This window comes from Pseudomonas flexibilis (genome assembly GCF_000806415.1).
Lineage (GTDB): Bacteria > Pseudomonadota > Gammaproteobacteria > Pseudomonadales > Pseudomonadaceae > Serpens > Serpens flexibilis.
Genome location: NZ_JTAK01000002.1, coordinates 309388 through 332334 on the forward strand (window position 1 = coordinate 309388; position 22947 = coordinate 332334).

Consider the following 22947-nt stretch of genomic DNA (forward strand, 5'->3'; position numbering starts at 1 on the left):
ACGGGGCACCCTGTGCACCGCTTCGCTCCCCAAGAGACACTTGCCCATGCGTGACTACCGCTGGCTTCACGAATACTGCCTCAACCGCTTCGGCTCTGCCGAGGCGCTGGAGGCGCGGCTGCCGGTGCCGGCGAGCGCCGAGACGCTGCGCGCCGTGCCGGACGACCGCTACCTGTCGCAGATCAGCCTGCGGGTCTTCCGCGCGGGCCTCAAGCACAGCCTGGTGGATGCCAAGTGGCCGGCCTTCGAGGAGGCGTTCTTCGGTTTCGTGCCGCAGAAGGTGGTGCTGATGGGCGCCGAGCACCTGGAGCGGTTGATGGGTGACGCCCGGCTGATTCGCCACGCGGGCAAGCTGGCCAGCGTGCCGCGCAATGCGCAGATGATTCTCGAGATCGCGGCCGAGCACGGCAGCTTCGGCGCCTTCCTGGCCGACTGGCCGGGCGAGGACATCGTCGGCCTGTGGCGTTACCTGGCCAAGCACGGCAATCAGTTGGGCGGGCTCTCCGCGCCGCGTCTGCTGCGCATGGTCGGCAAGGACACCTTCATCCCCAGCGAGGACGTGGTGGCCGCACTCAAGGCCCAGGGCATCGTCGACAAGGCGCCGAGCAGCCAGCGCGACCTGGCGGCGGTGCAAGCCGCCTTCAACGCCTGGCGAGCGGAGAGCGGTCGGCCGCTCTGCCAGCTGTCGATGATGCTGGCGCTGACCGTCAATCACTGAAACGGGCGCATTGGCGTTGTTGTGCTACCCGCTTCGGTCAAATACCGTTGATCGATAGTTTTTGAAAATCGATCCCTGGGTAGGCATAGTCCGCGCACTGTTTTTTGCCACGACACGATCGAGCCATGCCCAACCGCCTTGCTGCCCTCGTGCCCCTCGCCCTCGCCACGCTCCTCGTGGGCTGCGCCACGACGCCCGCCCAGTCGCTACCGGAGCACACGGCCCTGCGTGAAACCCAAACCCGCCTGGCGGACCTTGAAGCCGAGCTGGAGCTCGCCCGGCAGCTGGCGCTGGAGCAGCGCCGCCAGGAACGCCAGGTGGAGCGCCTGCTGGATCGCGGCTTCCAACTGGTTGGCACCCGCTATCGGTATGGCGGCACCACGGTCAAGACCGGCTTCGATTGCAGTGGCTTCATCGGCTATCTGTTCCGCAACGAGGCGGGCATTCGCCTGCCGCGTTCCACGCGCCAGCTGATTCGCTACGACGCCCCCAAGGTCGCGCGCGACGCGCTGCAGCCCGGGGACATCGTGTTCTTCAGTACCCGTCGCCACGGGCGGGTGGATCATGCCGGCATCTATATCGGCGACAACCGTTTCATCCACTCGGCCAGCCGCCGCAGCGGCGTGCGTGTGGACCGGCTCGATCAGGGCTACTGGGCGCCGCGCTACCTGCAGGCCAAGCGCGTGCTGGAGAGTCCGCCGCAGGCCCTGAATCTGGCCCGGCTGGAGCCCTGATATCGCGGCTGAGGCCGCTCCTACAACAGCGGCGAACCTGTAGGAGCGACTTCAGTCGCGAGCTCCTGGCTCGGGCCTGCACAAAAGCTGCGGGCCGGCGCGGGTTGCTCTCGGCCGCAACACTGGGCAAAGTGATGGCTCTCTCGTCCGAGGAGCCCGCCATGCCCACCCCGGTCCGTCTACTGCTCTGGCCCGTTCTGTTTGGCCTGCTGGCTGCCTGTTCTTCCCACCAGCCGGATTCCGGCGTCGTCTATACCGCACGTTCGGCCTCCGCGCAGCCCAGTGACGTGCTGTTTCGCGCCATCGGGCTGGTGGGCACGCCGTACCGCTGGGGGGGCAACACGCCGGAAAGCGGCTTCGATTGCAGCGGGCTGATCGGTTTCGTCTACCGCGATGCGGCGGGTATCGTGCTGCCGCGCACGACGCGCCAGCTGGGCGAGCTGGGCGCCCCCGCGGTCAAGCGTCAGGCGCTGCAACCGGGCGACCTGGTGCTTTTCGCCACCAGCGGTTGGGGGAAGGTCAGCCACGCGGGCATCTATGTGGGCGAGGGGCGTTTCGTGCATGCGCCCTCCTCGGGAGGGACGGTGCGCCTGGACAGTCTGTCCAATCGGTATTGGGCGAACGCCTATGTCGGGGCGAAACGAATTCTTGACGACAAGGAGCTGGCGCATCGTTGATCCTTCGACCAATGATTGAGCGTTTTTAATAAGTTTTTGCCTCCAGTTTGTGCCCGGAACATCCCTATAATCCCGCCGGTTTTCGCTGTACACATGCAATCGTTCCTGCAAGGTCCGGCCGGTGGTAATTCGGCATCGACTCTGCCGAAGGTTGATCGTGATGAATTCGCGGCTGGTCCGCGAGTAGCACTAGGAGCCGCCTCATGAGCCTGTTTTGGTGGCAGGAACCCTGTCAGTCGCTGGACCATGTCGCCTTGCGCAAGGCCACCGAGCGCCAGCGTCGCCAGCTCAAGCCGGTCCGCGCCCTTGGCCGGCTGGAACCCGTCGTGATCCGTCTTGCTGCCCAGCAGGGGAGGGAGCTGCCCCAGCTGTCCCGCCTGGGATGCTATCTGTTCGTCGCCGACCATGGTGTGGCCGAAGTGGGTGTATCGGCCGTGCCGCGCCCGGTAACCGGCATGATGCTCGGCAATCTTGCCGAGGGTGTGTCGACGTTGGCCATCCTGGCCAGGCGGCTGGATGCCACGCTGGACATCATCGATCTGGGTACCGTGCGTCCCTCGACAGGGCTGCCGGGGGTGCGCCATCTGCAACTGGCCGCCGGTACGCGCAACTTCCTGGTCGAGGATGCCATGACGCCGGCGCAGTGCCTGGTCGCCCTGCAATCCGGGCGCGAAGCGGCAGAGCGTGCGATGGCCGCCAATCTCGACCTGTTCATCGGCGGTGCCCTGGGGGTGGGGTCCAGCACGGCCGCCAGTGCGCTGGCCTGTGCCTTGCTCGGCTGCCCCGCGGAGCTGATGGTCGGTCCCGGCTGTGGACTGGACGCCGCTGGCGTGGCGCGCAAGCGAACCCTCATCGAAGCAGCCCTGGAGCGGCACGAGGCCTCGCTGGCCAATCCGCTGGGTCTGCTGCAGAGCCTCGGCGGCTTCGAGATCGCCGCGTTGACCGGTGCCTACCTGGGCTGCGCCCAGCTGGGCGTGCCAGTGCTGGTGGATGGTTTTGTCAGCACCGTCGCCGCCTTGCTGGCCACTCACTTGAATCCCCGATGCCGCCCCTGGTTGCTGTTCTCCCATTGCACCGCCGAACCGGGCCACCACTGGTTGCTGGATGCGCTCAAGGCCGAGCCGTTGTTGCAGCTGGACCTGCTGCTCGGCGACGGCAGCGGCGCCGCCCTGGCGGTGCCCATGCTGCAGGCGGCGTGTGCGCTGCATGCCGAGCTGGTGACCCTGGATGAAGGCCTGAAGCACATGGCGGCGCCGGAAGAATCCGTGCCGGCGCGGCAGGTGGGCGGCTGACGTTAGGCCAGTGGCAGGTCGAGGGTGGCGATGAAGCCGCCTTCGGGATGATTGGCCAGCAAGAGTTGCCCACCATGACGTTCGGCCGCCCGGCGAGCAATGGCCAGACCCAGGCCGTAGCCCGCAGCGGCCTGGCCCGGTGCCCGGAAGAACGGTTCGCCGAGTTGGCCCAGATGCTCGTCCGGAACACCGGGGCCATGGTCGCGCACGCTCAATACCAGACGACCCTGGTGCCGCTCGGCGCGCACCTCGACGGGCTGGCCTTGTGGACCGAAGCGCAATGCGTTGCGCAGCAGATTGTCTACCGCCCGCTCCAGCATGTCCGGCCAACCCAGCAGGGTCAGGCCGGGCTCCATCTCGAGGCGGATTTCCTGCTCGGGTGCTGTCAGCCGCGCGTCGTCGCGCAGCCGGCCGAGCAGCTCGGCCACGTCGATGGCATGGCTGGCACCGGGGTTGCTGTCGAGGCGGGCCAGGGCCAGGATTTCGCTGATCAGTGCCTCGAGGCGATCGCACTCCTGATTCAGGCGTGGCCAGAGCCTGGCCCGCTCTGCGTCGTCGGCCCGTTCCGACAGCGCCAGGGCGATGCGCAGGCGCGCCAACGGCGAGCGCAGCTCATGGGAAACGTCGCGCAGCAATTGGCGCTGGCTGTTGATCAGCCCCTGCAGGCGTTCGCCCATGCGGTTGAAGTCGCCGGCCAGCACGCCGAATTCATCCTTGCGCGCCGCCAGCGCCGCCAGGCTGTTCTGCTGATAGGTCGTCTGTCCCAGGTCGTGCACCGCGCTGCGCAGGCGGTTGAGCGGCCGGCTGATGGCCAGGGTCAGCAGCAGGCTGAACAGGGTGAGCACCACCAGCGCGATGCCCAGCGCACTCAGCGGCCAGAGCAGGCTGTCGCGATGCCAGGCGGCCAGTTCCGTATGGGGAATGCGGTACAGAAAGAGGTAGGTATCGCCCGTCTGCGGACTGGTGTAATCGGTTCCCAGGCGCCGCCAGGGTAGGTGCTGCCCACGGGCCCGGGGGCCTTCCAGAGCGGCGATGCGACGTGGCGTGGTGCCGCGCAGCAACGGCTCGCCACTGTCGTCGAACACCTGCACGTCGATACGGTGTTCGCGGCGCACGGCTTCGAGGAACTGCTGGGCCCTGGCCGCCCCCTGTCTTTCATAGACCTGGGTCCAGCGCTCGGCGAGGTCCTTGACCACCGGATGGCGCGCCAGGATCCACGAATCCTGATTCAGGGTGCGGCCCAGCAGCAGCGACAGGCCGGCCACCAGGGCCAGGGCCAGCCAGAAGCTCGCCAGGATTCGCCAGAAGATCGAGCGCACGGCATTCTCCGGAAGCAAAAATGCCGGTCAGGCTGTGACCTGACCGGCGTTACGGTGGGTGTGGATATTACCGGGCTTTGGCCTTGTCGGCCTTCCACTCCTGGAACTCGCTCCACTCGGCCTGGCGCTCGTCCATGGCCTTGCGCATCTCGTCGAAGCGCTTCTGCTGTTCGGGTGTCAGCAGCTTGCGCACTTCCTGCTGGCGCTTCTCGCGGTTGTCGCGCATTTCCTTCTGCATGGCTTCGCGCTCTTTCTGCGGCAGCTTGTCCAGGTAGCGCTGGTGGATTTCCCAATGAGCCTTGTGCTGTTCGCCCATGATGCGGCGCATCTCGCGACGCTGCTCGCGGGTCAGGTCCAGGTCGCGCATGCCGCCGTCATGCTTGCCGTGGAAGGCCTTGTGCTGCATGCCTTGCACGGCCTCCGGTGCGCAGGGTGCCGACGGGCCGGGCATGGCCAGGGCGGCGGCGGGGAGGGCGGCGGCGATCAGCAGGGCAGCGAGAGTCTTGCGCATGGGTACATCCTCTTCAGTCGTTCCGGCGATTCCGGATGAGCCCAGTCTAAGGATGCGAAGGTCAGGCGCGGTCAGCCGACGGTAAAGCCTGGGTAAAGGAAGCGCCGCGCGATCAGCGGGGCTGGCGGCTGTAGTAGTAGCCGCGGCTGCGCAGCGCGAGGATGCGCGGGCTGCCGTCCGGGTGCGGGCCGAGTTTCTTGCGCAGGTTGCTGACGTGCATGTCCAGGCTGCGGTCGTAGAGCGTCAGCTTGCGGCCGAGGGCCAGCTGGGCGAGCTCCTGTTTGTCCAGCGGCTCGCCCGGCTGCGCGAGCAGGGCTTCGAGCAGGCGGCCTTCGGACACCGTGAGGCTGACCTCGTGCTCACCGATGCGCGCCACGCCACGCGCGGGGCTGAAGGTCAGGTCGTCCAGCTCCAACTGGCTGGGCGCGCTCGGCGCCACGCTGCGGCGCAGTACGGCGCGCAGGCGGGCGGTCAGTTCGCGGGGATCGCAGGGCTTGGCCAGATAATCGTCGGCGCCCAGCTCCAGGCCAAGAATGCGGTCCAGCGGTTCGCCACGCGCCGAAAGCATCAGCACCGGCAGCTCGGCATGCCGACTGCGCAGCTGCTTGAGCAGCTCCAGGCCGCTGCCGTCGGGCAGCATCACGTCCAACACCACGGCGGCGGGCGCGTTCTGCGCCAGCTCCGCGCGCGCGCTTTGCCCATCGTGGCAGGCGCGCACCTCGAAACCTTCCTGACGCAGCCAGCTGGCCAGCAGCTCGCAGAGCTCCTGGTCGTCGTCGATCAGCAGCACATGGCTCATGGCGTCAGGGGAAGACCTGCTTGAACGGTTTGACGATGACGTTGGCGTACACGCCGGCATCTCGATAGGGATCGGCGGCCGCCCAGTCACGCGCGGCCTGCAGGGAGTCGAACTCGGCGACCACCAGGCTGCCGGTGAAGCCTTCGCCGTCCTCGGCCGGGTGCGGGCCGGCCAGCACCAGGCGGCCCTCGTCCTTCAGCTGTTGCAGGCGCGCCAGATGGGCCGGACGGGCGGCCAGGCGCTGTTCCAGGGTGCCAGGTACATCGGTGGCGATAATGGCGTACAGCATGTTCAATCCTCGCCCTGCTTGGGGGCGTCGTGTTGCAGGTGGCGCGCCAGGAAGATGCCCTGGCCGACCAGGAACAGCAGGGTCATGCCCAGGCTGCCGAAGACCTTGAAGTCCACCCAGATGTCATGGAAGGTGAAGGCCACGAACAGGTTGGCGAAGCCGCTGATCAGGAAAAACACCACCCAGGCCAGGTTCAGGCGCACCCACAGGTGCTGCGGCAGGCTGATGGCGTGGCCCATGATGCGCTGCACCAGCGGGCGGTCGCCGATGAAATGCGTGGCGGCGAAGGCCGTGGCGAACAGCCAGTTGACCACGGGGGCTTTCCACTTGAGGAAGGTCTCGCTGTGGAAGGCCAGCGTCATGCCGCCGAACACCAGGCAGGCGAGGAGGGTCAACCACTGGCCCTTCTCCAGTTTTTTCTGTTGCACGAAGAGCAGGCCGTAGACGATCACCGAGCTGGCGATCAGCACGGCGGTGGCGCTGAAGATGCCGCCGAGCTCGATGCTCTGGCCGGCCAGTTCGACGCTGCGCGGGTCCATCTTGTAGACGATGAAGAACAGGATCAGCGGAATGAAATCGATCAGTTGTTTCACAGTGGCAGCCAGGCGCGGGATGACGCGGCATAATAACAAACATGACTGAATGCGAAAGCGGCCCCCTGAAGGTCGACCTGCACTGCCACAGCACTGCTTCCGACGGCGTATTCGCGCCCGCCGATGTGGTGGCGCGCGCCCATGCCTGCGGCGTGGGCCTGCTGGCCCTGACCGATCACGACACCCTGGACGGCCTGGACGAAGCCCGTGCCGCAGCCGAGCGGCTGGGCATGCGCTTCGTCAACGGCGTTGAGCTGTCCTGCCTGTGGGGTGGCGCCACCATCCATGTGCTGGGTTACGGCTTCGACCGCCAGGCGCCAGCACTGTGTGCGGCGCTGGAAGACTTGCGCCTGGCGCGCTGGAGCCGCGCCGAGGAGATCGCCCGACGCCTGGCGGCCAAGGGCATGCCCGGCGCGCTGGAGGGCGCCCGGGCGATCCAGCATGAGCTGGGCGACGGCCAGAATGCCCCGGGGCGACCGCATTTCGCCGAATTCCTGCTGCGCGCCGGGCATGTGCGCGATCGTTCCGAGGCGTTCCGCAAGTGGCTGGGCGCCGGCAAGCTGGGTGACGTGAAACAGCACTGGCCGAGCCTGGAGCAGACAGTGGCGACCCTGCGTGCCGCCGGCGCCTGGGTCAGCCTGGCCCATCCGCGCCATTACGACTTCACCCGCAGCAAGCGGCGTCGGCTGGTCAGCGAATTCATTGCCGCCGGCGGCCAGGCGCTGGAAGTGGTCAATGGCCTGCAGCCCGCCGAGCAGGTCGGCAGCCTGGCCATCCTGGCCCGCGAGTTCGGTCTGCTGGCCAGTATCGGCAGCGATTTCCATGCGCCGGCCCAGTGGGCCGAGCTGGGACTTTATCGCCCTCTGCCGGAAGATCTGTCGCCATTGTGGCTGCGTTTCAGCGACAGTCCGCCCAGGGCCGTGCATTGAGCAAGGGAGAGGTCATGAGCCAGTTTTTCCAGATCCACCCGGAGAATCCCCAGCCGCGGCTGATCAAGCAGACCGCGGAAATCCTGCGCGCCGGCGGGGTGATCGTCTACCCGACCGACTCCTCCTACGCGCTGGGCTGCCAGTTGGGCGACAAGGGCGCGCTGGAGCGCATCCGTCGCCTGCGCCGGCTGGACGACAAACACAACTTCACCCTGGTGTGCTGCGACCTCTCGCAGCTGGGCATCTTCGCCAAGGTGGACACCGGCGCGTTCCGGCTGCTGAAGACGCATACCCCGGGCCCCTACACCTTCATCCTCGACGCCACCCGCGAAGTGCCGCGCATGCTGCTGCACCCCAAGCGCCGCACCATCGGCCTGCGCGTGCCGGCCCACCCGATTGCCCAGGCGCTGCTGCGCGAGCTGGATGCGCCGCTGATGTCGGTGAGCCTGATCATGCCCGGCGAGGACCTGCCGCTCAGCGATCCCTACGACATGCGCGGCCTGCTGGAACATCATGTCGATCTGATCATCGACGGCGGCTTCGGTGGCCTGGAGGCGTCGACGGTGGTCAACCTGACCGGCGACAGGCCCGAGGTGGCGCGGGTCGGCTGCGGCGATCCGGCGCCGTTCCAGGAAAGCGCCTGACGCCATGACGTCGATCGAGGCGCAGGCCGCCATCCCCGTTCCGGAGCAGTTGCCGCTGGCGCTGGTATACGGCGAGGCCGTCACCGAAATGCCCCAGGACCTGTACATCCCGCCGGATGCCCTGGAGGTGTTCCTCGAAGCGTTCGAGGGGCCGCTGGACCTGCTGCTCTACCTGATCCGCAAGCAGAACATCGACATCCTCGACATCCCGGTGGCGGAGATCACCCGCCAGTACATGGGGTATGTCGAACTGATGAAGGTCGCGCGCCTGGAGCTGGCCGCCGAGTACCTGGTGATGGCCGCCATGCTGGCGGAGATCAAGTCGCGCATGCTGCTGCCGCGCTCCAGCGAAGAAGATGAGGACGAGGAGGACCCGCGTGCCGAGCTGATCCGCCGCCTGCAGGAGTACGAGCGCTTCAAGGCCGCCGCCGAGGACCTCGACGAGCTGCCGCGCCTGGGCCGCGATCTGCATGTACCGCGTCTGGAAGCGCCGCAGGCGCGGGCGCGCATGCTGCTGCCGCAGGTCGAGCTGTCCGAGCTGCTGCTGGCCATGGCCGAGGTGCTGCGTCGCGCCGATATGTTCGAAAGCCACCAGGTGACCCGCGAGGCGCTGTCCACCCGCGAGCGCATGAGTGAAGTGCTGGAGCGCCTGCGCGACGGGCACTTCGTGCCGTTCGTCCAGCTGTTCCGGGTGGAGGAGGGCCGCCTGGGTGTGGTGGTGACCTTCATGGCCATTCTCGAACTCATCAAGGAATCCCTGGTCGAGCTGGTGCAGAACGAACCCTTCGCCCCCATCCACGTCCGCGTCCGCGCAGAGGCCGAGCAAGCATGAACCTGTCCGACCCGAACGATCTGGCCACCCTGCTGGAAGCCCTGCTGCTGGCAGCTGGCAAGCCCTTGTCACTGGAACGCATGAGCGAGCTGTTCGACGAGGCCGAGCGTCCGGATGCCGCCCAGCTGCGTGCGGCGCTGGAGGTGCTGGGCCTGCGTTGCGAAGGGCGCGCCTTCGAGCTGAAGGAAGTCGCCAGCGGCTACCGCCTGCAGGTGCGCGAGCGCTTCGCCCCATGGGTCGGCCGCCTGTGGGAGGAGCGCCCGCAACGCTATTCCCGCGCGCTGCTGGAAACCCTGGCGTTGATCGCCTACCGCCAGCCGATTACCCGGGGCGAGATCGAGGATATCCGCGGCGTGCAGGTCAGCAGCCAGATCGTCAAGACCCTGCAGGAGCGCGAGTGGATCCGCGTCGTCGGTTATCGCGAGGTGCCCGGCCGGCCGGCGATGCTGGCCACCACCAAGGCCTTTCTGGACCATTTCAACCTGAGCAGCCTGGATGCGCTGCCGCCGCTGGCCGAACTGCGCGCCATGGAGCCGGAGCCGACGCCGGTACAGGATGACGAGCTGCCGGTGCCGGCGGGCCTGCAAGCCCGTGCCGACGTTGCCGGCGCGGACGAGGAGGGGGGCTCGCCGGCGGCGGGCGAGATCAGCTTCCGCACCTTGTTGGCCGAACTGGACGAGATGGAGCAGGGGCTCAAGACCGATTTCGACGACCTGCTCGAAGAGACTGTCGAGTCATCCGAAGGGGCTGATGAAGAGGATCCATCGTTCGAACCTGGGCGCTGATCGCGCTTTTGTGCCGGCCTTTTGACACATTATGATGTCATATTGCAGTCAGTCACCCAGGGCGTTAGGGTGGCGCGAGTTGATAGATCAGGGAATGACAATTGGGCAATGCGCTTCGCTTACGACTTGAGGATGTACCCACCAACCCCTATGCGGAACAGCTGGAACGCGGCTTCCGGTGGCTGAGCTTCACGCCGGAGCTGGAGGCGGAGTACCAGCGTTACCAGCTTGACCACACGTTTGCGCTGCGGCGCATTGCCTTGCTGGTCTGTGTCCTGATCCTGCTGGTGCAGGGGCTGCTGGACTTCCGTTTCATTGCCCCGCCGGTGCTCTGGTGGGTGCTGGCCGTGCGCGCCGGGGTGCTGGTGTTGCTGCTGGCCTGTGTTGGCCTGGTGCTGCAGCGCCGCCATATCGTCCTGCTGGGTCCGCTCACCCTGGTCTGTGTGCTGGCCATGGGCCTCGGCACCGCCGTGGTGGTGGTGATGGCGCAATGGGTCTTCCCCGGCTATCCCTCCGAAGGCCTGCTGCTGATCTGTCTGGGCAGCTATTTTCTGGCCGGCCTGCGCCTACCCGAAGCCATCGGGGTCTCCCTCGCCATCCTGCTCGGCTATGCAGCGCTGGAGTTCACCATCGGTACCCAGAGCTCGCTGCTGTCGCAGCTGCTGTATCTGCTGTTCGGCAACCTGATTGGCGCGGTGGGCTGCTACCAGCTCGAATACAAGTCCCGGGAGCAGTTCCTGATCCGCTGCCTGTTGCGCCAGCTGGCCGATCACGACAGCCTCACCGGCCTGCACAACCGGCGCAGCTTCCACCGTCACCTGGACGCCCTGTGGCGCCAGAGCCAGCGCGAGGGACAGCCGCTGGCGATGCTGCTGGGCGACATCGATCACTTCAAGCGCTACAACGACTGCTACGGTCACCAGGCCGGCGACGAGACGCTGCAGCAGGTGGCCCGGCTGTTCGAGCAGGCCGCGCGCCGGCCGCTGGACATGGCGGTGCGTCTGGGCGGTGAAGAGTTTGCCCTGCTGTTGTATGGCAGCACTGCCCACGATGCCCGCGAACGGGCCGAAGCCCTGTGCGCGCGGTTGCGCAATCTGGCCATCGAACACGCGGCGTCGCCCTCCGGCGTGGTGACGCTGTCGCTCGGTGGCGTCAGCATTGTCAACGGCGACGTGCTGCGCTCGATCGACGAGCTGTACGTGCGGGCCGACCAGGCGCTGTACCGGGCCAAGGCGTCCGGCCGCAACCGTGTGGTGATGGCCAGCGACCGGCTGGATCTGGAGCCGGAGGTCGATCTGGATCGCGACGACTTCCGCCAGGACGTCTGAGACGTGCGGCGTCGAGCGACGACACAACCCCCACAACAGGAAGACCAGACGCCATGGACCGCCTGATACAGGCCGACGGCCAGCCAAGGATCGGGATCTTTCCCCGAGGTCCGGCGCTGGTCAATCATCGCGACTTCGATCTGCGCTCACCCATGGGGCGGCGGCTGGGCCGGCTGGCCAAGTGGCGCCGCTTTCACCAGTTCCAGTATTTCGGCCTGATCAGCGACGAGTTGATCGGCGGTTGTGCACTGGCCGATCTGAGTCTGCTCGGGGCCGGGTTCGTCTACCTCTACCACCCGGCCAGCGGCCGGCGCGTTGAGCGGCAGTTTCGCCTGCCGCTGGGCCTGGGGAAGCGGTTCTCGCAGGCGCCGGACGACGGTATCTGCGAGTTGAGCTGGCGCGGCAACCGCTTGCGCATGGACAACCGGGGTGGCGTGAAGCGCCTCGATGTCGCCCTCGACGACGGCTTGCACATCGAGGCGTCCTTCGACGAGCAGGCCTTCCAGCCCATGCACATCTGCACGCCCACCGGGCCGACCGGCTGGGTTTACGCCCGCAAGGTGGCCGGCGTGCGCTGCGACGGGCAGGTGCGCAGCCCGCTCGGTGCGTTCGATCTGCAGGCGCTCGACTGTTTCGCCCACCACGACTGGTCGGCGGGCTACATGCGTCCGGAAACCTACTGGAACTGGGCCTGCCTGTCCGGCGTCGCGCAGGGCCAGCGGGTCGGCCTCAACCTGTCCTGCGGCGTCAATGAAACCAGCTTCAGCGAAAACTGCTTCTGGCTGGACGGCGAGCTGGTGCCGGTGGGCGGGGTGCGTTTCGAGTTCCAGCGGGACCGGCCGCTGGCACCCTGGCGTATACGCTCCGGCGATGGCCGGGTCGAGCTGACGTTCGCGGGCTGCGGCTTGCACGCCGAGCGGGTGAATGCCCTGCTGCTGGCCAGCAATTTCAAGCAGGTGTACGGCCGTTTCGACGGCTGGCTGCGGCCGCCCGGTCGCGCCGCCATCCGTCTCGACAACCTCTGGGGCTTCGTCGAGGACCACTATGCGAAATGGTGACGCCTCCCTGGTCGGCGTCCTGGCGTATTATTTAGCCCACTAATGGTTAGCCCAACTACAAGAATATGAGTCAGTTCGAACAGCACACCTTCGCAATGCAGCTCACCCAACTGTCCCGTTCCTGGCGCGCCGAGCTGGACCGCCGGCTGGCGGACATCGGCCTGTCCCAGGCGCGCTGGCTGGTGCTGCTGCATCTCTCGCGCTTCGAGGCTGCGCCCACCCAGAGCCAGTTAGCGCAAAGTGTCGGCATCGAGGGGCCGACACTGGCGCGCCTGCTCGACAGCCTGGAAGGCCAGGGACTGGTGCAGCGTCTGGAGGCGCCGGAAGACCGCCGTGCCAAACGGGTGATGCTCTGCGAGCAGGCGCTGCCGCTGATCAAGCGCATCCAGCACATCGCCGATGAGCTGCGCGGCCAGCTGCTGGCCGGCATCGACCCCGCCGACCTGCAGCTGTGCCAGCAGGTGCACCGTCGCATCCTGGCCAATCTGCAGGCGTTGGGGTAAAGGGGCGCAATCCGCGTTGAGCGCTTGGCTCGGGCAGGCGTATAATGCCGCGCTTCCGAAATTTCCCGCCTGGGAGCCCCCGCCATGCTGCGTATCAGCCAAGAAGCCCTGACTTTCGACGACGTCCTCCTGATCCCCGGATATTCCGAGGTGCTGCCCAAGGATGTCAGCCTCAAGACCAACCTGACTCGTGGCATCGAGCTGAACATTCCGCTGGTTTCCGCGGCAATGGACACGGTCACCGAGGCGCGCTTGGCCATTGCCATGGCCCAGGAAGGCGGCATCGGCATCATCCACAAGAACATGAGCATCGAGCAGCAGGCTGCCGAGGTGCGCAAGGTCAAGCGTCACGAGACCGCCATCGTGCGCGATCCGGCGACCGTCACCCCGGAAACCAAGATCAGCGAGCTGCTGGCCAAGGCCCGCGAGTATGGCTTCAGCGGCTTCCCGGTGGTCAAGGGCAACGAGTTGGTGGGTATCGTCACCGGTCGTGACCTGCGCTTCACTCCGAACGCCGGCGACACCGTGGCCGCCATCATGACTCCCAAGGACAAGCTGGTCACCGTGCTGGAAGGCACGCCGCTGGAAGAGATCCGCGCCAAGCTGTACGAGAACCGCATCGAGAAGATGCTGGTGGTTGACGATGGCTTCAACCTGCGTGGCCTGGTGACGTTCCGTGACCTGGAGAAGGCCAAGACCTATCCGCTGGCCTCCAAGGACGATCAGGGCCGCCTGCGCGTTGGGGCCGCCGTCGGCACCGGCGCCGATACCGAAGAACGCATCCGCGCGCTGGCCGCCGCCGGCGTCGACGTGGTGGTGGTGGACACCGCCCACGGCCATTCCCGTGGCGTGATCGAGCGTGTGCGCTGGGTCAAGCAGAACCTGCCCGAGCTGCAGGTGATCGGCGGCAACATCGCCACCGCTGAAGCCGCCCTGGCGCTGGTCGAAGCCGGCGCCGATGGTGTGAAGGTCGGCATCGGCCCGGGCTCCATCTGCACCACCCGCATCGTCGCCGGTGTCGGCGTGCCGCAGATCAGTGCCGTGGCCAATGTCTCCGAGGCCCTCAAGGGCACCGGCGTGCCGATGATCGCCGACGGCGGCATCCGCTTCTCCGGTGACCTGGCCAAGGCTATCGCCGCTGGCGCCAACGCGGTGATGATGGGCTCCATGTTCGCGGGCACCGAAGAAGCCCCGGGCGAAACCGAGCTGTTCCAGGGTCGTACCTACAAGGCCTACCGCGGCATGGGCTCGCTGGGCGCCATGGCCCAGGCCCAGGGTTCCTCCGACCGCTACTTCCAGGACTCCTCCGCCGGCGCCGAGAAGCTGGTGCCGGAAGGCATCGAAGGTCGTGTGCCGTACAAGGGCGCCCTGTCGGCCATCATCCATCAGCTGATGGGCGGCCTGCGCGCCTCCATGGGCTACACCGGCAGCGCCGACATCGAGACGATGCGTACCCGTCCGCAGTTCGTGCGCATCACCGGCGCCGGCATGGCCGAGTCCCACGTGCACGATGTGCAGATCACCAAGGAAGCCCCGAATTATCGAGTGGGCTGATCCACTCGGCTAAACAGGCGCCGGAAGCTGGAAGTTGAAAGTCGCGAGCATGGGCTCCGCTTTCTCTTCCAGCTTCCGGCTTTCCGCTTCAAGCTTTTTCCGAAGGAAAGCCCATGTCTCATCCTGACATCCACGCCCACCGGATCCTGATCCTGGACTTCGGTTCCCAGTACACCCAGCTGATCGCCCGCCGCGTGCGCGAGATCGGCGTGTACTGTGAACTGCACCCGTTCGACATGAGCGACGAGGCGATCCGCGCCTTCAATCCGCGCGGCATCATCCTCGCCGGCGGGCCGGAGTCGGTGCACCAGGCCGAAAGCCCGCGCGCGCCGCAGGCGGTATTCGACCTGGGCGTACCGGTGTTCGGCATCTGCTACGGCATGCAGACCATGGCCGAACAACTGGGCGGCAAGGTGGAAGGTTCCGACCTGCGCGAATTCGGCTATGCCCGTGTCGATGTGGTTGGCAAGAGCCGCCTGCTGGACGGCATCGAGGACCATGTGGACGCCGATGGCGTGCTGGGCCTGGACGTGTGGATGAGCCACGGTGACAAGGTCACCCGCCTGCCGGAAGGTTTCCACATCCTGGCCAGCACCCCGAGCTGCCCGATCGCGGCGATGGCCGACGACACGCGCGCCTACTACGGTGTGCAGTTCCACCCGGAAGTGACCCATACCAAGCAGGGCCTGCGCATCCTGTCGCGCTTCATTCTCGACATCTGCGGCTGCGCGGCGCTGTGGACCCCGGCCAACATCGTCGAGGACGCCATCGCCCAGGTACGCGCCCAGGTCGGCGACGCCAACGTGCTGCTCGGCCTGTCCGGCGGCGTGGACTCCTCCGTGGTTGCCGCGCTGCTGCACAAGGCCATCGGCGACCAGCTGACCTGCGTGTTCGTCGACAACGGCCTGCTGCGCCTGCACGAGGGTGACCAGGTGATGGCCATGTTCGCCGAGAACATGGGCGTCAAGGTCATTCGCGCCAACGCCGAAGAAAAGTTCCTCGGCAACCTGGCCGGCGTTTCCGACCCGGAGCAGAAGCGCAAGATCATCGGCCGCACCTTCATCGAAGTGTTCGACGAGGAGTCCGGCAAGCTGGACAACATCCAGTTCCTCGCCCAGGGCACCATCTACCCGGACGTGATCGAGTCGGCCGGCGCCAAGACCGGCAAGGCCCACGTGATCAAGAGCCACCACAACGTCGGCGGTCTGCCCGAGGACATGAAGCTCAAGCTGGTCGAGCCGCTGCGCGAACTGTTCAAGGACGAGGTGCGCAAGATCGGCCTGGAGCTGGGCCTGCCCTACGACATGGTCTACCGCCACCCGTTCCCGGGTCCGGGCCTGGGCGTGCGCATCCTTGGCGAAGTGAAGAAGGAGTACGCCGACCTGCTGCGTCGCGCCGACCACATCTTCATTGAGGAGCTGCGCAACTTCGACTGGTACCACAAGACCAGCCAGGCCTTCGTGGTGTTCCAGCCGGTGAAATCCGTCGGTGTGGTCGGTGATGGCCGTCGCTACGCCTGGGTCGTCGCTCTGCGCGCCGTAGAAACCATCGACTTCATGACCGCGCGCTGGGCGCACCTGCCCTACGAGCTGCTGGAGAAGGTCTCCAACCGCATCATCAACGAGATCGAAGGCATCTCCCGCGTCACCTACGACGTGTCGAGCAAGCCGCCGGCCACCATCGAGTGGGAATGATCAGGTAGCGTTTTTTACCGTTCAACGTCATTCGTGAAATACACAAAGGCCCCTGTAAATACAGGGGCCTTTGTGTTTCTGTCGTTCGCTAACCATCATCGGTAGACACTGGCTGGCGCCGGTCGATCTGGTGGCCGACCTGTCGGCCACCACAATCTAGAACCTGGAGAAGCGCGGCGAGTTCCCGCAGCACTTCATGCTGACGCCGCGCTGCGCCGGGTGGTTCGAGGCCGAAGTCGATGCCTGGCTGGATCAGCGCATGGCCAAGCCCAGGAGCTGCCGCAGGGCGCCTATGTGGGCGCTGTCGAGCTGCTCACCGACGGCCCGCCGTGCGCGCCTTGCCTTGAAAAGGCCCGCAGCACCTAGGCTCACGCCTGCGTGGGAGCGACGGAAAATGGTCTTTCCGCGTCTCCCCAAATAGTTGTATAGAATCAACAGCTTGCGTGTTAATTGCTGGATAATAATCTAACCAGTAAGCGTTTATTTATTTCCGGGAAACCTGCAAAGAAAATAAAACTATACCTTTTCAGGAATTAGCGTATATTCGACTCACTGCTTTGCGATTGCCACTTCGATACACAGTTTGATGCTTCAATGCCTCATCTCCCTGGTTCGTTTTGCTATTGGCTTCTCAGTCTCGGCCTGAATGTTTCAGCGTCGAAGTCTTAATTTACCCTGGAGATACAGCATGTCTACTCGTCAAACTGGCACCGTCAAGTGGTTCAACGATGAAAAAGGTTTCGGCTTCATCACCCCGACTGATGGCAGCGCCGACCTGTTCGTTCACTACCGCTCAATCGAAAGCGCAGGCTTCAAAAGCCTGAGCGAAGGCCAATCCGTCTCTTTCGTGCCGGCCAAAGGCCAGAAAGGGATGCAGGCTGATCAGGTTCAAGTCAACTAAGACGCCTGATGCAAAAAGGCCCCGCAATGCGGGGCTTTTTTTCGTCTGGAATAAACTGGACCCTGCCGGGAAGAGCAGGGTGGGGAGGATTTTCTGGAGCACGGCTGACCCTAGCCTGCGCTTTGCTGGCAGTCAGCGCGGAAATTGAATCTGTCCTTTTTATTGGATCGCTTTCGAAGCGGTGGGCGGTCGGCCGCGGATAGAACAGCAGACTGGGACGATCAATCTGCAGCCGGGTTGAACCATGCACGACCGTTATCGGTCCCCTTCGAATCAGGTGCAGCTGACCGGTGCCGCCCTGGGCCTGCAGCAGGTGGCTGCCCCACAGGGTGCCGGCATGCAAAGGCAATCACGCCACGTCATCAGAGGAACATCCCATGTCCATCGCCAAAGTTCTTTATGAAGCAACAGCTACCGCCACCGGTGGCCGTGACGGCAAGGCCACGTCGTCCGATGGCGTCCTGTCCGTTCAGCTGGCCACACCCAGGGAGCTGGGCGGCGCAGGCGGCAGCGGCACCAATCCGGAACAGCTGTTTGCCGCCGGTTATTCCGCCTGCTTCCTGGGCGCCCTGAAGTTCGTCGCGTCCCGCCAGAAGCAGACCCTGCCGGCCGACACGCAGGTCACCGCCAAGGTGGGCATCGGGCAGATTCCCACCGGGTTCGGCATCGAAGTGACGCTGCGGATCAGTGCCCCCGGCGTGGAGCGGGCCGTACTGGATGATCTGGTCAACCAGGCCCACATCGTGTGCCCCTACTCGAACGCGACCCGCGGGAACATCGATGTTTCACTGGTTGTTGCGGACTGATCTCTCCACCTTTCGAGGTGTCCACATGACCCACTCTGCCAACTACATCGCCACCCCCGATGGCGTGCATCTCTACAAGGACTGGGGGTCACGAAACGTCATTCAGCACTAGGTCGGCTGGCCGAGGTCGGTGTTGGTACAGGGCAGCCTGGGCTGCCCTGTACGTTGCCGTTTCAGAACCTTCTCCTTTTCCCCGGGGTCGTCTTGTAGCGGCGAGATGATCAGGAGATTCGGTTGTGAAGAGAACCGTGAACCCCCCTGTGTTTCTGCTCTCATCGATCCTGTTGCTGGCGCTGGTCCTGTTCGCCATCGGCTTTCCCGAAACGGCACAGGCAGTCTTCGGGCAAGCGCAGGCGTGGATCACCGAGAACGCCAGCTGGTTTTACATCCTGGCCGTGGCGATCCTCCTGCTGGCGGTGGTCTTCATGGGAGTCAGCCGCTACGGGGACATCAAGCTCGGTCCGGACCACAGCGTGCCGGATTTCGCCAACTACAGCTGGTTCGCCATGCTGTTCTCGGCCGGCATGGGCATCGGCCTGATGTTCTTCGGCGTCGCCGAACCCGTCATGCACTACCTGTCGCCCCCGGTCGGCGAGGGGGGATCGGCGTTCGCCGCCAGCGAGGCGATGAAGATCACCTTCTTCCACTGGGGACTTCACGCCTGGGCCATCTACGCGATCGTGGCACTGATCCTCGCCTACTTCGGCTACCGGCACGACTTGCCGCTGACCCTGCGTTCGGCCCTGTACCCCCTGATCGGCGAACGGATCTACGGACCGATCGGCCATGCCGTGGACATCTTTGCCGTGCTGGGCACCGTGCTGGGCGTGGCCACCTCGCTGGGCTTCGGCGTCGCGCAGATCAACAGCGGGCTGAACTACCTGTTCGACGTCCCCGTCGCCATCTGGGTGCAGGTGGTGCTCATCGTCGTGGCCATGGTGCTGGCCACTATTTCGCTGGTCAGCGGACTGGACCGCGGCATCCGCATTCTCTCGGAGACCAATCTGCTGTTCGCCGTGCTGCTGATGATCATCGTCCTGGTGCTCGGGCCGACGGTATTCATCCTCAAGGCCTACGTGGAGAACACGGGGGGCTACCTGGCTGAGCTGGTGGACAAGACCTTCAACCTCTATGCCTATGAGCCCAGCGACTGGATCGGTGGCTGGACGCTGTTCTACTGGGGCTGGTGGATCGCCTGGTCGCCCTTTGTCGGCATGTTCATCGCACGGATCTCCCGGGGCCGGACCATCCGCCAGTTCGTCAGCGGGGTCATGCTGGTACCGGCGGGTTTCACCCTGGCGTGGATGACGGTGTTCGGCGACACCGCGATCTACATGATCCATGTGCAGGACATCGCCAGCCTGGGCGAGGCAGTCGAGGCGGACAGCGCCCAGGCGCTGTTCGCCTTCCTGGAACATTTCCCGCTGGGGTACTTCCTCTCGCTACTGGCCATGCTGATGGTGCTGGTGTTCTTCGTGACCTCGGCGGACTCCGGCGCCCTGGTGGTGGACATGCTGGCGTCCGGCGGGCGCAACAAGACGCCGCTCTGGCAGAAGCTGTTCTGGGCGACGACCATGGCGGCCATTGCTATCGCCCTGCTGTTGGCCGATGGGTTGACCGCGCTGCAAACCGCCACGATTGCCAGTGCCTTGCCCTATACCCTGTTCCTGCTGGCGGCCACCTGGGGGCTGCTCAAGGCCCTGCGACTGGACGCCACCAAGCGACGGGTGCGCTTCCAGTCCCTGAGCCTTTCCCGTGCCCATGGCCATGGCAGCGAGAGCTGGCAGCGGCGCCTGCGCGGCATGGTGATGATGCCGCGGCGCAGCCATGTGGCGCGCTTCATCCAGGACACCGTGACCCCGGCCTGCGAGGCGGTGGCCGAGGAGCTGCGCAAGCAGGGCTTCGAGGTTGAGGTGGATACCGGGAGGCCCGAATCGGTGAGTCTGGTCATTCGCCATCCGGGCGAGCCGGATTTCCTTTACGGGGTACGCCCCAGGGCCTACGTGCAACCGAGTTTCGTCGTCAGCGAGGACGAAGAGGATGAAGCGCGCAAGTACTTCCGGGCCGAGGTGTACCTGAGGGAGGGCGGCCAGGACTACGACATCATGGGTTGGAACCGCGATGGCGTGATCGGCGACATCCTTGACCAGTACGAACGGCACCGGCACTTCGTGCACGTGGTGCGTTGAGCGAGACATTTTGTCGCGAAGCCCGCGCATCGCGGCGCTCGCCCTGACCCCTTAACAAGTGAGAAGATCTCTCATCTTTTGACGGTCAGGAGTAACAGCGATGGGTGTCAGCCGTCGTCAGGTGTTGACTGGGCTTGCGGCGCTGGGGGTGCTGGGTATCGGCGCCGGCGGCGCGCGCTATTGGCTGGGTCGGCCGCGGCACGTCACCACCCATGATTACGAGCTGATCGCCGCCCCGCTGGATGTGGAGCTGGTGCCCGGCTTCACCACGACCGCCTGGGCCTACGGCGGGCAGGTGCCTGGCGTCGAGCTGCGCTGCCGGCAGGGCGAGCGCCTGCGGGTACGCTTCATGAATCGCCTGCCGGAGCCGACCACCATCCACTGGCATGGCCTGCGCATCCCGCTGGAAATGGACGGCGTGCCCTACCTATCGCAGCTGCCGGTGCTGCCTGGTGAGCATTTCGACTACGACTTCCTCTGCCCGGATGCCGGCACCTTCTGGTACCACCCACACACCGCCAGCGGCGAACAGCTGGGGCGCGGCCTGGTGGGGCCGGTCATCGTCGAGGAGCGTGAACCCAGTGGTTTCCGTCATGAGCGCACGCTGAGCATCAAGCACTGGCATGTGGACCCGCAGGGGGCGTTCACCGCCTTCAGCGTGCCGCGCGAAGCGGCGCGCGGCGGCACGCCGGGCATCCTGTCCACGGTGAACGGCAGTCACAACCCGACACTGGAACTGCCGGCTGGCCAGGTGGTGCGCTTGCGCCTGCTCAACCTCGACAATACCCATAACTACCGGCTGGCCCTGCCGGGCGCCGAGGTACGCATCTACGCGCTGGATGGCAACCCGATCCCGCCACGCCCGCTGGGCAAGGATTACTGGCTGGGGCCGGGCATGCGCATCGATCTGGCCATCCGCGTGCCGTCCGCCGGCACCGAGCTGCCGGTGCGCAACGGTCCGCTGCGCCTGGCCACGCTGAAAAGCGTGGCCTCCAGCGAAGCGCCGGGTGACTGGCCGCCGGCGTTGCCGGCCAATCCGATTGCCGAGCCGGACCTGGCCCGTGCCGAGACGCTGCGCTTCAACTTCGAATGGGCGGGCGCGCTCTCGACGAATGCCGAGCAGGGTGGGCCGTTCACCTTCTGGCAGATCAACGGGCAGGCCTGGAACATCAGCGACAACAGCTGCATGGAGCGGCCAATCGCCACGCTGAAGCGGAACGGGCACTACATCTTTGAGCTGCGCAACGTCAGCCAGTACCAGCACCCGGTTCACCTGCACGGCATGACCTTCAAGGTGCTGTCCTCCGATCGCAAGCGCATCGAGCCCTATTTCACCGATACCTACCTGCTGGGCAAGAACGAAACCGCCCGGGTAGCGCTGGTGGCGGATAACCCGGGTACCTGGATGTTCCACTGCCATGTCATCGACCACATGGAAACCGGCCTGATGGCTGCCATTGAGGTGGTGTAGCGGAAAGTCTGTTCGGGGTGCCGGGAGAAACTCGCGGATAAGTCCGCTCCCAAGGCACCCTTTTATTGCCGCGCGCCGCCCAGGTAGGCGCAGCCGGTCAAGCGCTGGCCGTCCAGGCGCAGCTCGGCGCTCAGGTGGCGTAGCGCGCCGCTCATGTCGTCCTGGCAGCGCTGCGGCGCCAGCCACAGGCTGAGGCTGTGACCATTGGCCTCGCTAGAGAAGTACAGACGGCCTTCCGGCAGCTGTTCCTCCAGGTAGGGCACGGCCAGCGGCTCCTCGCCGGGGCGTTGCAGGATCAGCCCCTTGGCCGAGATGGACACGCTCCAGAAGGGCTCGTTGCCGCTGGCGCGGGCGATCAGCCGCCCGAAGTCTGCGTCCTGGCAGCCCTGGCCTTCCGCCTGCAGGCGGTAGAGGCGGGTCGCCTGCAGTTTGTCACCCAGGTCGTTGCCGGCCAGATCGGCAAACAGCCGTCCGGCGCTCCCGCCGAGCATCTGCTCGGCTTCGCGCAGCAATCCCAACGAGCCGGCATCCTGCACATCGAGCTGCCGGCCGCCACCGCAGGGCTGGAGTCGCAGCCGTCCCTGGTCAACACTCAGCTCACCCATCAGTCGTTGCACCGGTACGAAATCCTCGGACTCGCCGGACAGCGACTGGCAACCAAGCAGCAAGGGCAGAAGCCCGTAGCACAGGACGCGAAGGCGGGGCATGGGCATTCTCCGTAAGGTCAGGGGGCGTCACGTTAACCAGCCGCCTCGACGGGAACAAGGGGGCACGCATGATCGCCTGCAAGCGAGTGTATGACACGGCGAGCCCGCAAGACGGGCGCCGGATACTGGTGGACCGGCTGTGGCCGAGGAGGGTGCGCAAGGAGGCGCTGGCGCATGACGACTGGCTGCCGGCGCTGGCGCCCAGCGCGGATCTGCGCAAGGCGTTCGGTCATTCTCCGGAACGCTTTGGTGAATTCCGTGATGCCTATCGACGGGAGCTGGCGGCACATCCGGAACATTGGTGGCCGCTGCTGGAGCCGGCCGGCCGGGGCACGCTGACGCTGCTGTACGCTGCGAAGGACGAACGGCACAACAACGCCGTGGTGCTGGCGGAGTTCCTGGAGGACGAGCTGGAGCGCCAGGCGCCGGGCAGTTCGCCGCCCTGCTATGCGGGGGAGGTCGGACAGACGTAGGGTGGACAGCGCAGTTCCTGTCCACCACCGCGCCGCTACGGCGCGCCTGGCGGCGCGCGTGGTGGATCGGTGAAGCGCGATCCACCCTACGTGTCCAAGATGCGCCGGCATGTTGAATCGGTGGACGCCACGTAGGGTGGA

26 protein-coding genes are annotated in these 22947 nt (G+C 65.8%); 19 read left to right on the forward strand and 7 right to left on the reverse strand.

Annotation, left to right across the window (positions count from 1 at the left end):
• Window positions 1–46: 46 nt before the first annotated feature.
• The 4 genes from PT85_RS05215 to cobT all read left to right on the forward strand — a co-directional run bounded on the left by PT85_RS05215 (window position 47) and on the right by cobT (window position 3421).
• A complete protein-coding gene (locus PT85_RS05215) occupies window positions 47–718 on the forward strand; it encodes a DNA-3-methyladenine glycosylase I (RefSeq protein WP_039606124.1) in 672 nt (223 codons plus the stop codon).
• 125 nt (window positions 719–843) lie between these two features.
• Window positions 844–1452, forward strand: coding sequence for a C40 family peptidase (locus tag PT85_RS05220; protein ID WP_039606125.1), 609 nt, complete (start codon window positions 844–846; stop codon window positions 1450–1452).
• A 161-nt stretch (window positions 1453–1613) separates the two neighbouring features.
• Entirely contained in the window at window positions 1614–2129 is a 516-nt protein-coding gene (locus PT85_RS05225) for a C40 family peptidase (protein WP_039606126.1), read from the forward strand.
• Window positions 2130–2332: 203 nt separating this feature from the next.
• Entirely contained in the window at window positions 2333–3421 is a 1089-nt protein-coding gene (gene cobT, locus PT85_RS05230) for a nicotinate-nucleotide--dimethylbenzimidazole phosphoribosyltransferase (RefSeq protein WP_065365782.1), read from the forward strand.
• 2 nt (window positions 3422–3423) lie between these two features.
• Here the strand turns inward: cobT and PT85_RS05235 are convergent, their stop codons facing one another.
• The 5 genes from PT85_RS05235 to PT85_RS05255 form a co-directional block, all read right to left on the reverse strand.
• Entirely contained in the window at window positions 3424–4740 is a 1317-nt protein-coding gene (locus PT85_RS05235) for a sensor histidine kinase (protein ID WP_039606127.1), read from the reverse strand.
• A 67-nt stretch (window positions 4741–4807) separates the two neighbouring features.
• Window positions 4808–5251: a Spy/CpxP family protein refolding chaperone gene (locus PT85_RS05240; protein WP_039606128.1), complete on the reverse strand. Its 444-nt coding sequence runs from the start codon at window positions 5249–5251 to the stop codon at window positions 4808–4810.
• Window positions 5252–5363: 112 nt separating this feature from the next.
• Entirely contained in the window at window positions 5364–6050 is a 687-nt protein-coding gene (locus tag PT85_RS05245; RefSeq protein ID WP_039560477.1) for a response regulator transcription factor, read from the reverse strand.
• A gap of 4 nt (window positions 6051–6054) precedes the next feature.
• A complete protein-coding gene (locus PT85_RS05250) occupies window positions 6055–6339 on the reverse strand; it encodes a YciI family protein (protein ID WP_027590673.1) in 285 nt (94 codons plus the stop codon).
• Between the two features lie 2 nt (window positions 6340–6341).
• The gene (locus tag PT85_RS05255) at window positions 6342–6932 is read right to left on the reverse strand and encodes a septation protein A (protein ID WP_027590674.1); all 591 of its coding nucleotides are present in this window, start codon (window positions 6930–6932) and stop codon (window positions 6342–6344) included.
• A 65-nt stretch (window positions 6933–6997) separates the two neighbouring features.
• Here PT85_RS05255 and PT85_RS05260 point away from each other — a divergent pair, with 65 nt between their 5' ends.
• The 11 genes from PT85_RS05260 to PT85_RS05305 all read left to right on the forward strand — a co-directional run bounded on the left by PT85_RS05260 (window position 6998) and on the right by PT85_RS05305 (window position 17160).
• Window positions 6998–7861 carry a PHP domain-containing protein gene (locus PT85_RS05260; protein ID WP_039606369.1) on the forward strand — a complete coding sequence of 288 codons (864 nt, stop codon included), beginning with the start codon at window positions 6998–7000 and terminating at the stop codon, window positions 7859–7861.
• A gap of 14 nt (window positions 7862–7875) precedes the next feature.
• Window positions 7876–8505 (forward strand): L-threonylcarbamoyladenylate synthase, encoded by a 630-nt coding sequence (locus tag PT85_RS05265; protein ID WP_039606129.1) that lies wholly within the window; start codon window positions 7876–7878, stop codon window positions 8503–8505.
• A 121-nt stretch (window positions 8506–8626) separates the two neighbouring features.
• Window positions 8627–9337 carry a segregation and condensation protein A gene (locus tag PT85_RS05270; protein WP_162172923.1) on the forward strand — a complete coding sequence of 237 codons (711 nt, stop codon included), beginning with the start codon at window positions 8627–8629 and terminating at the stop codon, window positions 9335–9337.
• On the forward strand, window positions 9334–10122 hold the full coding sequence (gene scpB, locus PT85_RS05275; protein WP_039606130.1) for an SMC-Scp complex subunit ScpB: 789 nt from the start codon (window positions 9334–9336) through the stop codon (window positions 10120–10122). The genes PT85_RS05270 and scpB overlap by 4 nt, the downstream gene beginning before the upstream one ends.
• Before the next feature lie 101 nt (window positions 10123–10223).
• Window positions 10224–11450: a GGDEF domain-containing protein gene (locus tag PT85_RS05280; RefSeq protein ID WP_065365783.1), complete on the forward strand. Its 1227-nt coding sequence runs from the start codon at window positions 10224–10226 to the stop codon at window positions 11448–11450.
• 53 nt (window positions 11451–11503) lie between these two features.
• The gene (locus tag PT85_RS05285) at window positions 11504–12508 is read left to right on the forward strand and encodes a DUF2804 domain-containing protein (RefSeq protein ID WP_039606131.1); all 1005 of its coding nucleotides are present in this window, start codon (window positions 11504–11506) and stop codon (window positions 12506–12508) included.
• A gap of 65 nt (window positions 12509–12573) precedes the next feature.
• Entirely contained in the window at window positions 12574–13011 is a 438-nt protein-coding gene (locus PT85_RS05290) for a MarR family transcriptional regulator (RefSeq protein ID WP_027590679.1), read from the forward strand.
• A gap of 84 nt (window positions 13012–13095) precedes the next feature.
• Entirely contained in the window at window positions 13096–14565 is a 1470-nt protein-coding gene (guaB, locus tag PT85_RS05295) for an IMP dehydrogenase (RefSeq protein WP_039606132.1), read from the forward strand.
• A gap of 113 nt (window positions 14566–14678) precedes the next feature.
• Window positions 14679–16259: a glutamine-hydrolyzing GMP synthase gene (gene guaA / locus PT85_RS05300; RefSeq protein WP_039560471.1), complete on the forward strand. Its 1581-nt coding sequence runs from the start codon at window positions 14679–14681 to the stop codon at window positions 16257–16259.
• 163 nt (window positions 16260–16422) lie between these two features.
• On the forward strand, window positions 16423–16680 hold the full coding sequence (locus tag PT85_RS17675) for a helix-turn-helix transcriptional regulator (protein ID WP_267958206.1): 258 nt from the start codon (window positions 16423–16425) through the stop codon (window positions 16678–16680).
• Window positions 16681–16947: 267 nt separating this feature from the next.
• A complete protein-coding gene (locus tag PT85_RS05305; protein ID WP_027590682.1) occupies window positions 16948–17160 on the forward strand; it encodes a cold-shock protein in 213 nt (70 codons plus the stop codon).
• Here PT85_RS05305 and PT85_RS17955 read toward each other — a convergent pair.
• Window positions 17153–17509 (reverse strand): cupin domain-containing protein, encoded by a 357-nt coding sequence (locus PT85_RS17955; protein WP_139181995.1) that lies wholly within the window; start codon window positions 17507–17509, stop codon window positions 17153–17155. The two genes, PT85_RS05305 and PT85_RS17955, sit on opposite strands and share 8 nt — an antisense overlap.
• A gap of 28 nt (window positions 17510–17537) precedes the next feature.
• Between PT85_RS17955 and PT85_RS05310 the strand changes: the two genes are divergently transcribed.
• From PT85_RS05310 to PT85_RS05320, 3 genes are all read left to right on the forward strand, one after another.
• Window positions 17538–17966, forward strand: coding sequence for an organic hydroperoxide resistance protein (locus PT85_RS05310; RefSeq protein ID WP_027590683.1), 429 nt, complete (start codon window positions 17538–17540; stop codon window positions 17964–17966).
• A 248-nt stretch (window positions 17967–18214) separates the two neighbouring features.
• Complete coding sequence (betT, locus tag PT85_RS05315; protein ID WP_234702667.1) at window positions 18215–20155, forward strand: choline BCCT transporter BetT; 1941 nt, start codon at window positions 18215–18217, stop codon at window positions 20153–20155.
• Between the two features lie 100 nt (window positions 20156–20255).
• On the forward strand, window positions 20256–21626 hold the full coding sequence (locus tag PT85_RS05320; protein WP_039606133.1) for a multicopper oxidase family protein: 1371 nt from the start codon (window positions 20256–20258) through the stop codon (window positions 21624–21626).
• A gap of 62 nt (window positions 21627–21688) precedes the next feature.
• Here PT85_RS05320 and PT85_RS05325 read toward each other — a convergent pair whose 3' ends face one another.
• The gene (locus PT85_RS05325) at window positions 21689–22333 is read right to left on the reverse strand and encodes a COG3650 family protein (protein WP_407681073.1); all 645 of its coding nucleotides are present in this window, start codon (window positions 22331–22333) and stop codon (window positions 21689–21691) included.
• A 68-nt stretch (window positions 22334–22401) separates the two neighbouring features.
• On the opposite strand from PT85_RS05325, the gene PT85_RS05330 reads away from it, so the two are divergent.
• Entirely contained in the window at window positions 22402–22806 is a 405-nt protein-coding gene (locus PT85_RS05330; RefSeq protein ID WP_039606134.1) for a DUF488 domain-containing protein, read from the forward strand.
• Window positions 22807–22947 lie beyond the last annotated feature (141 nt).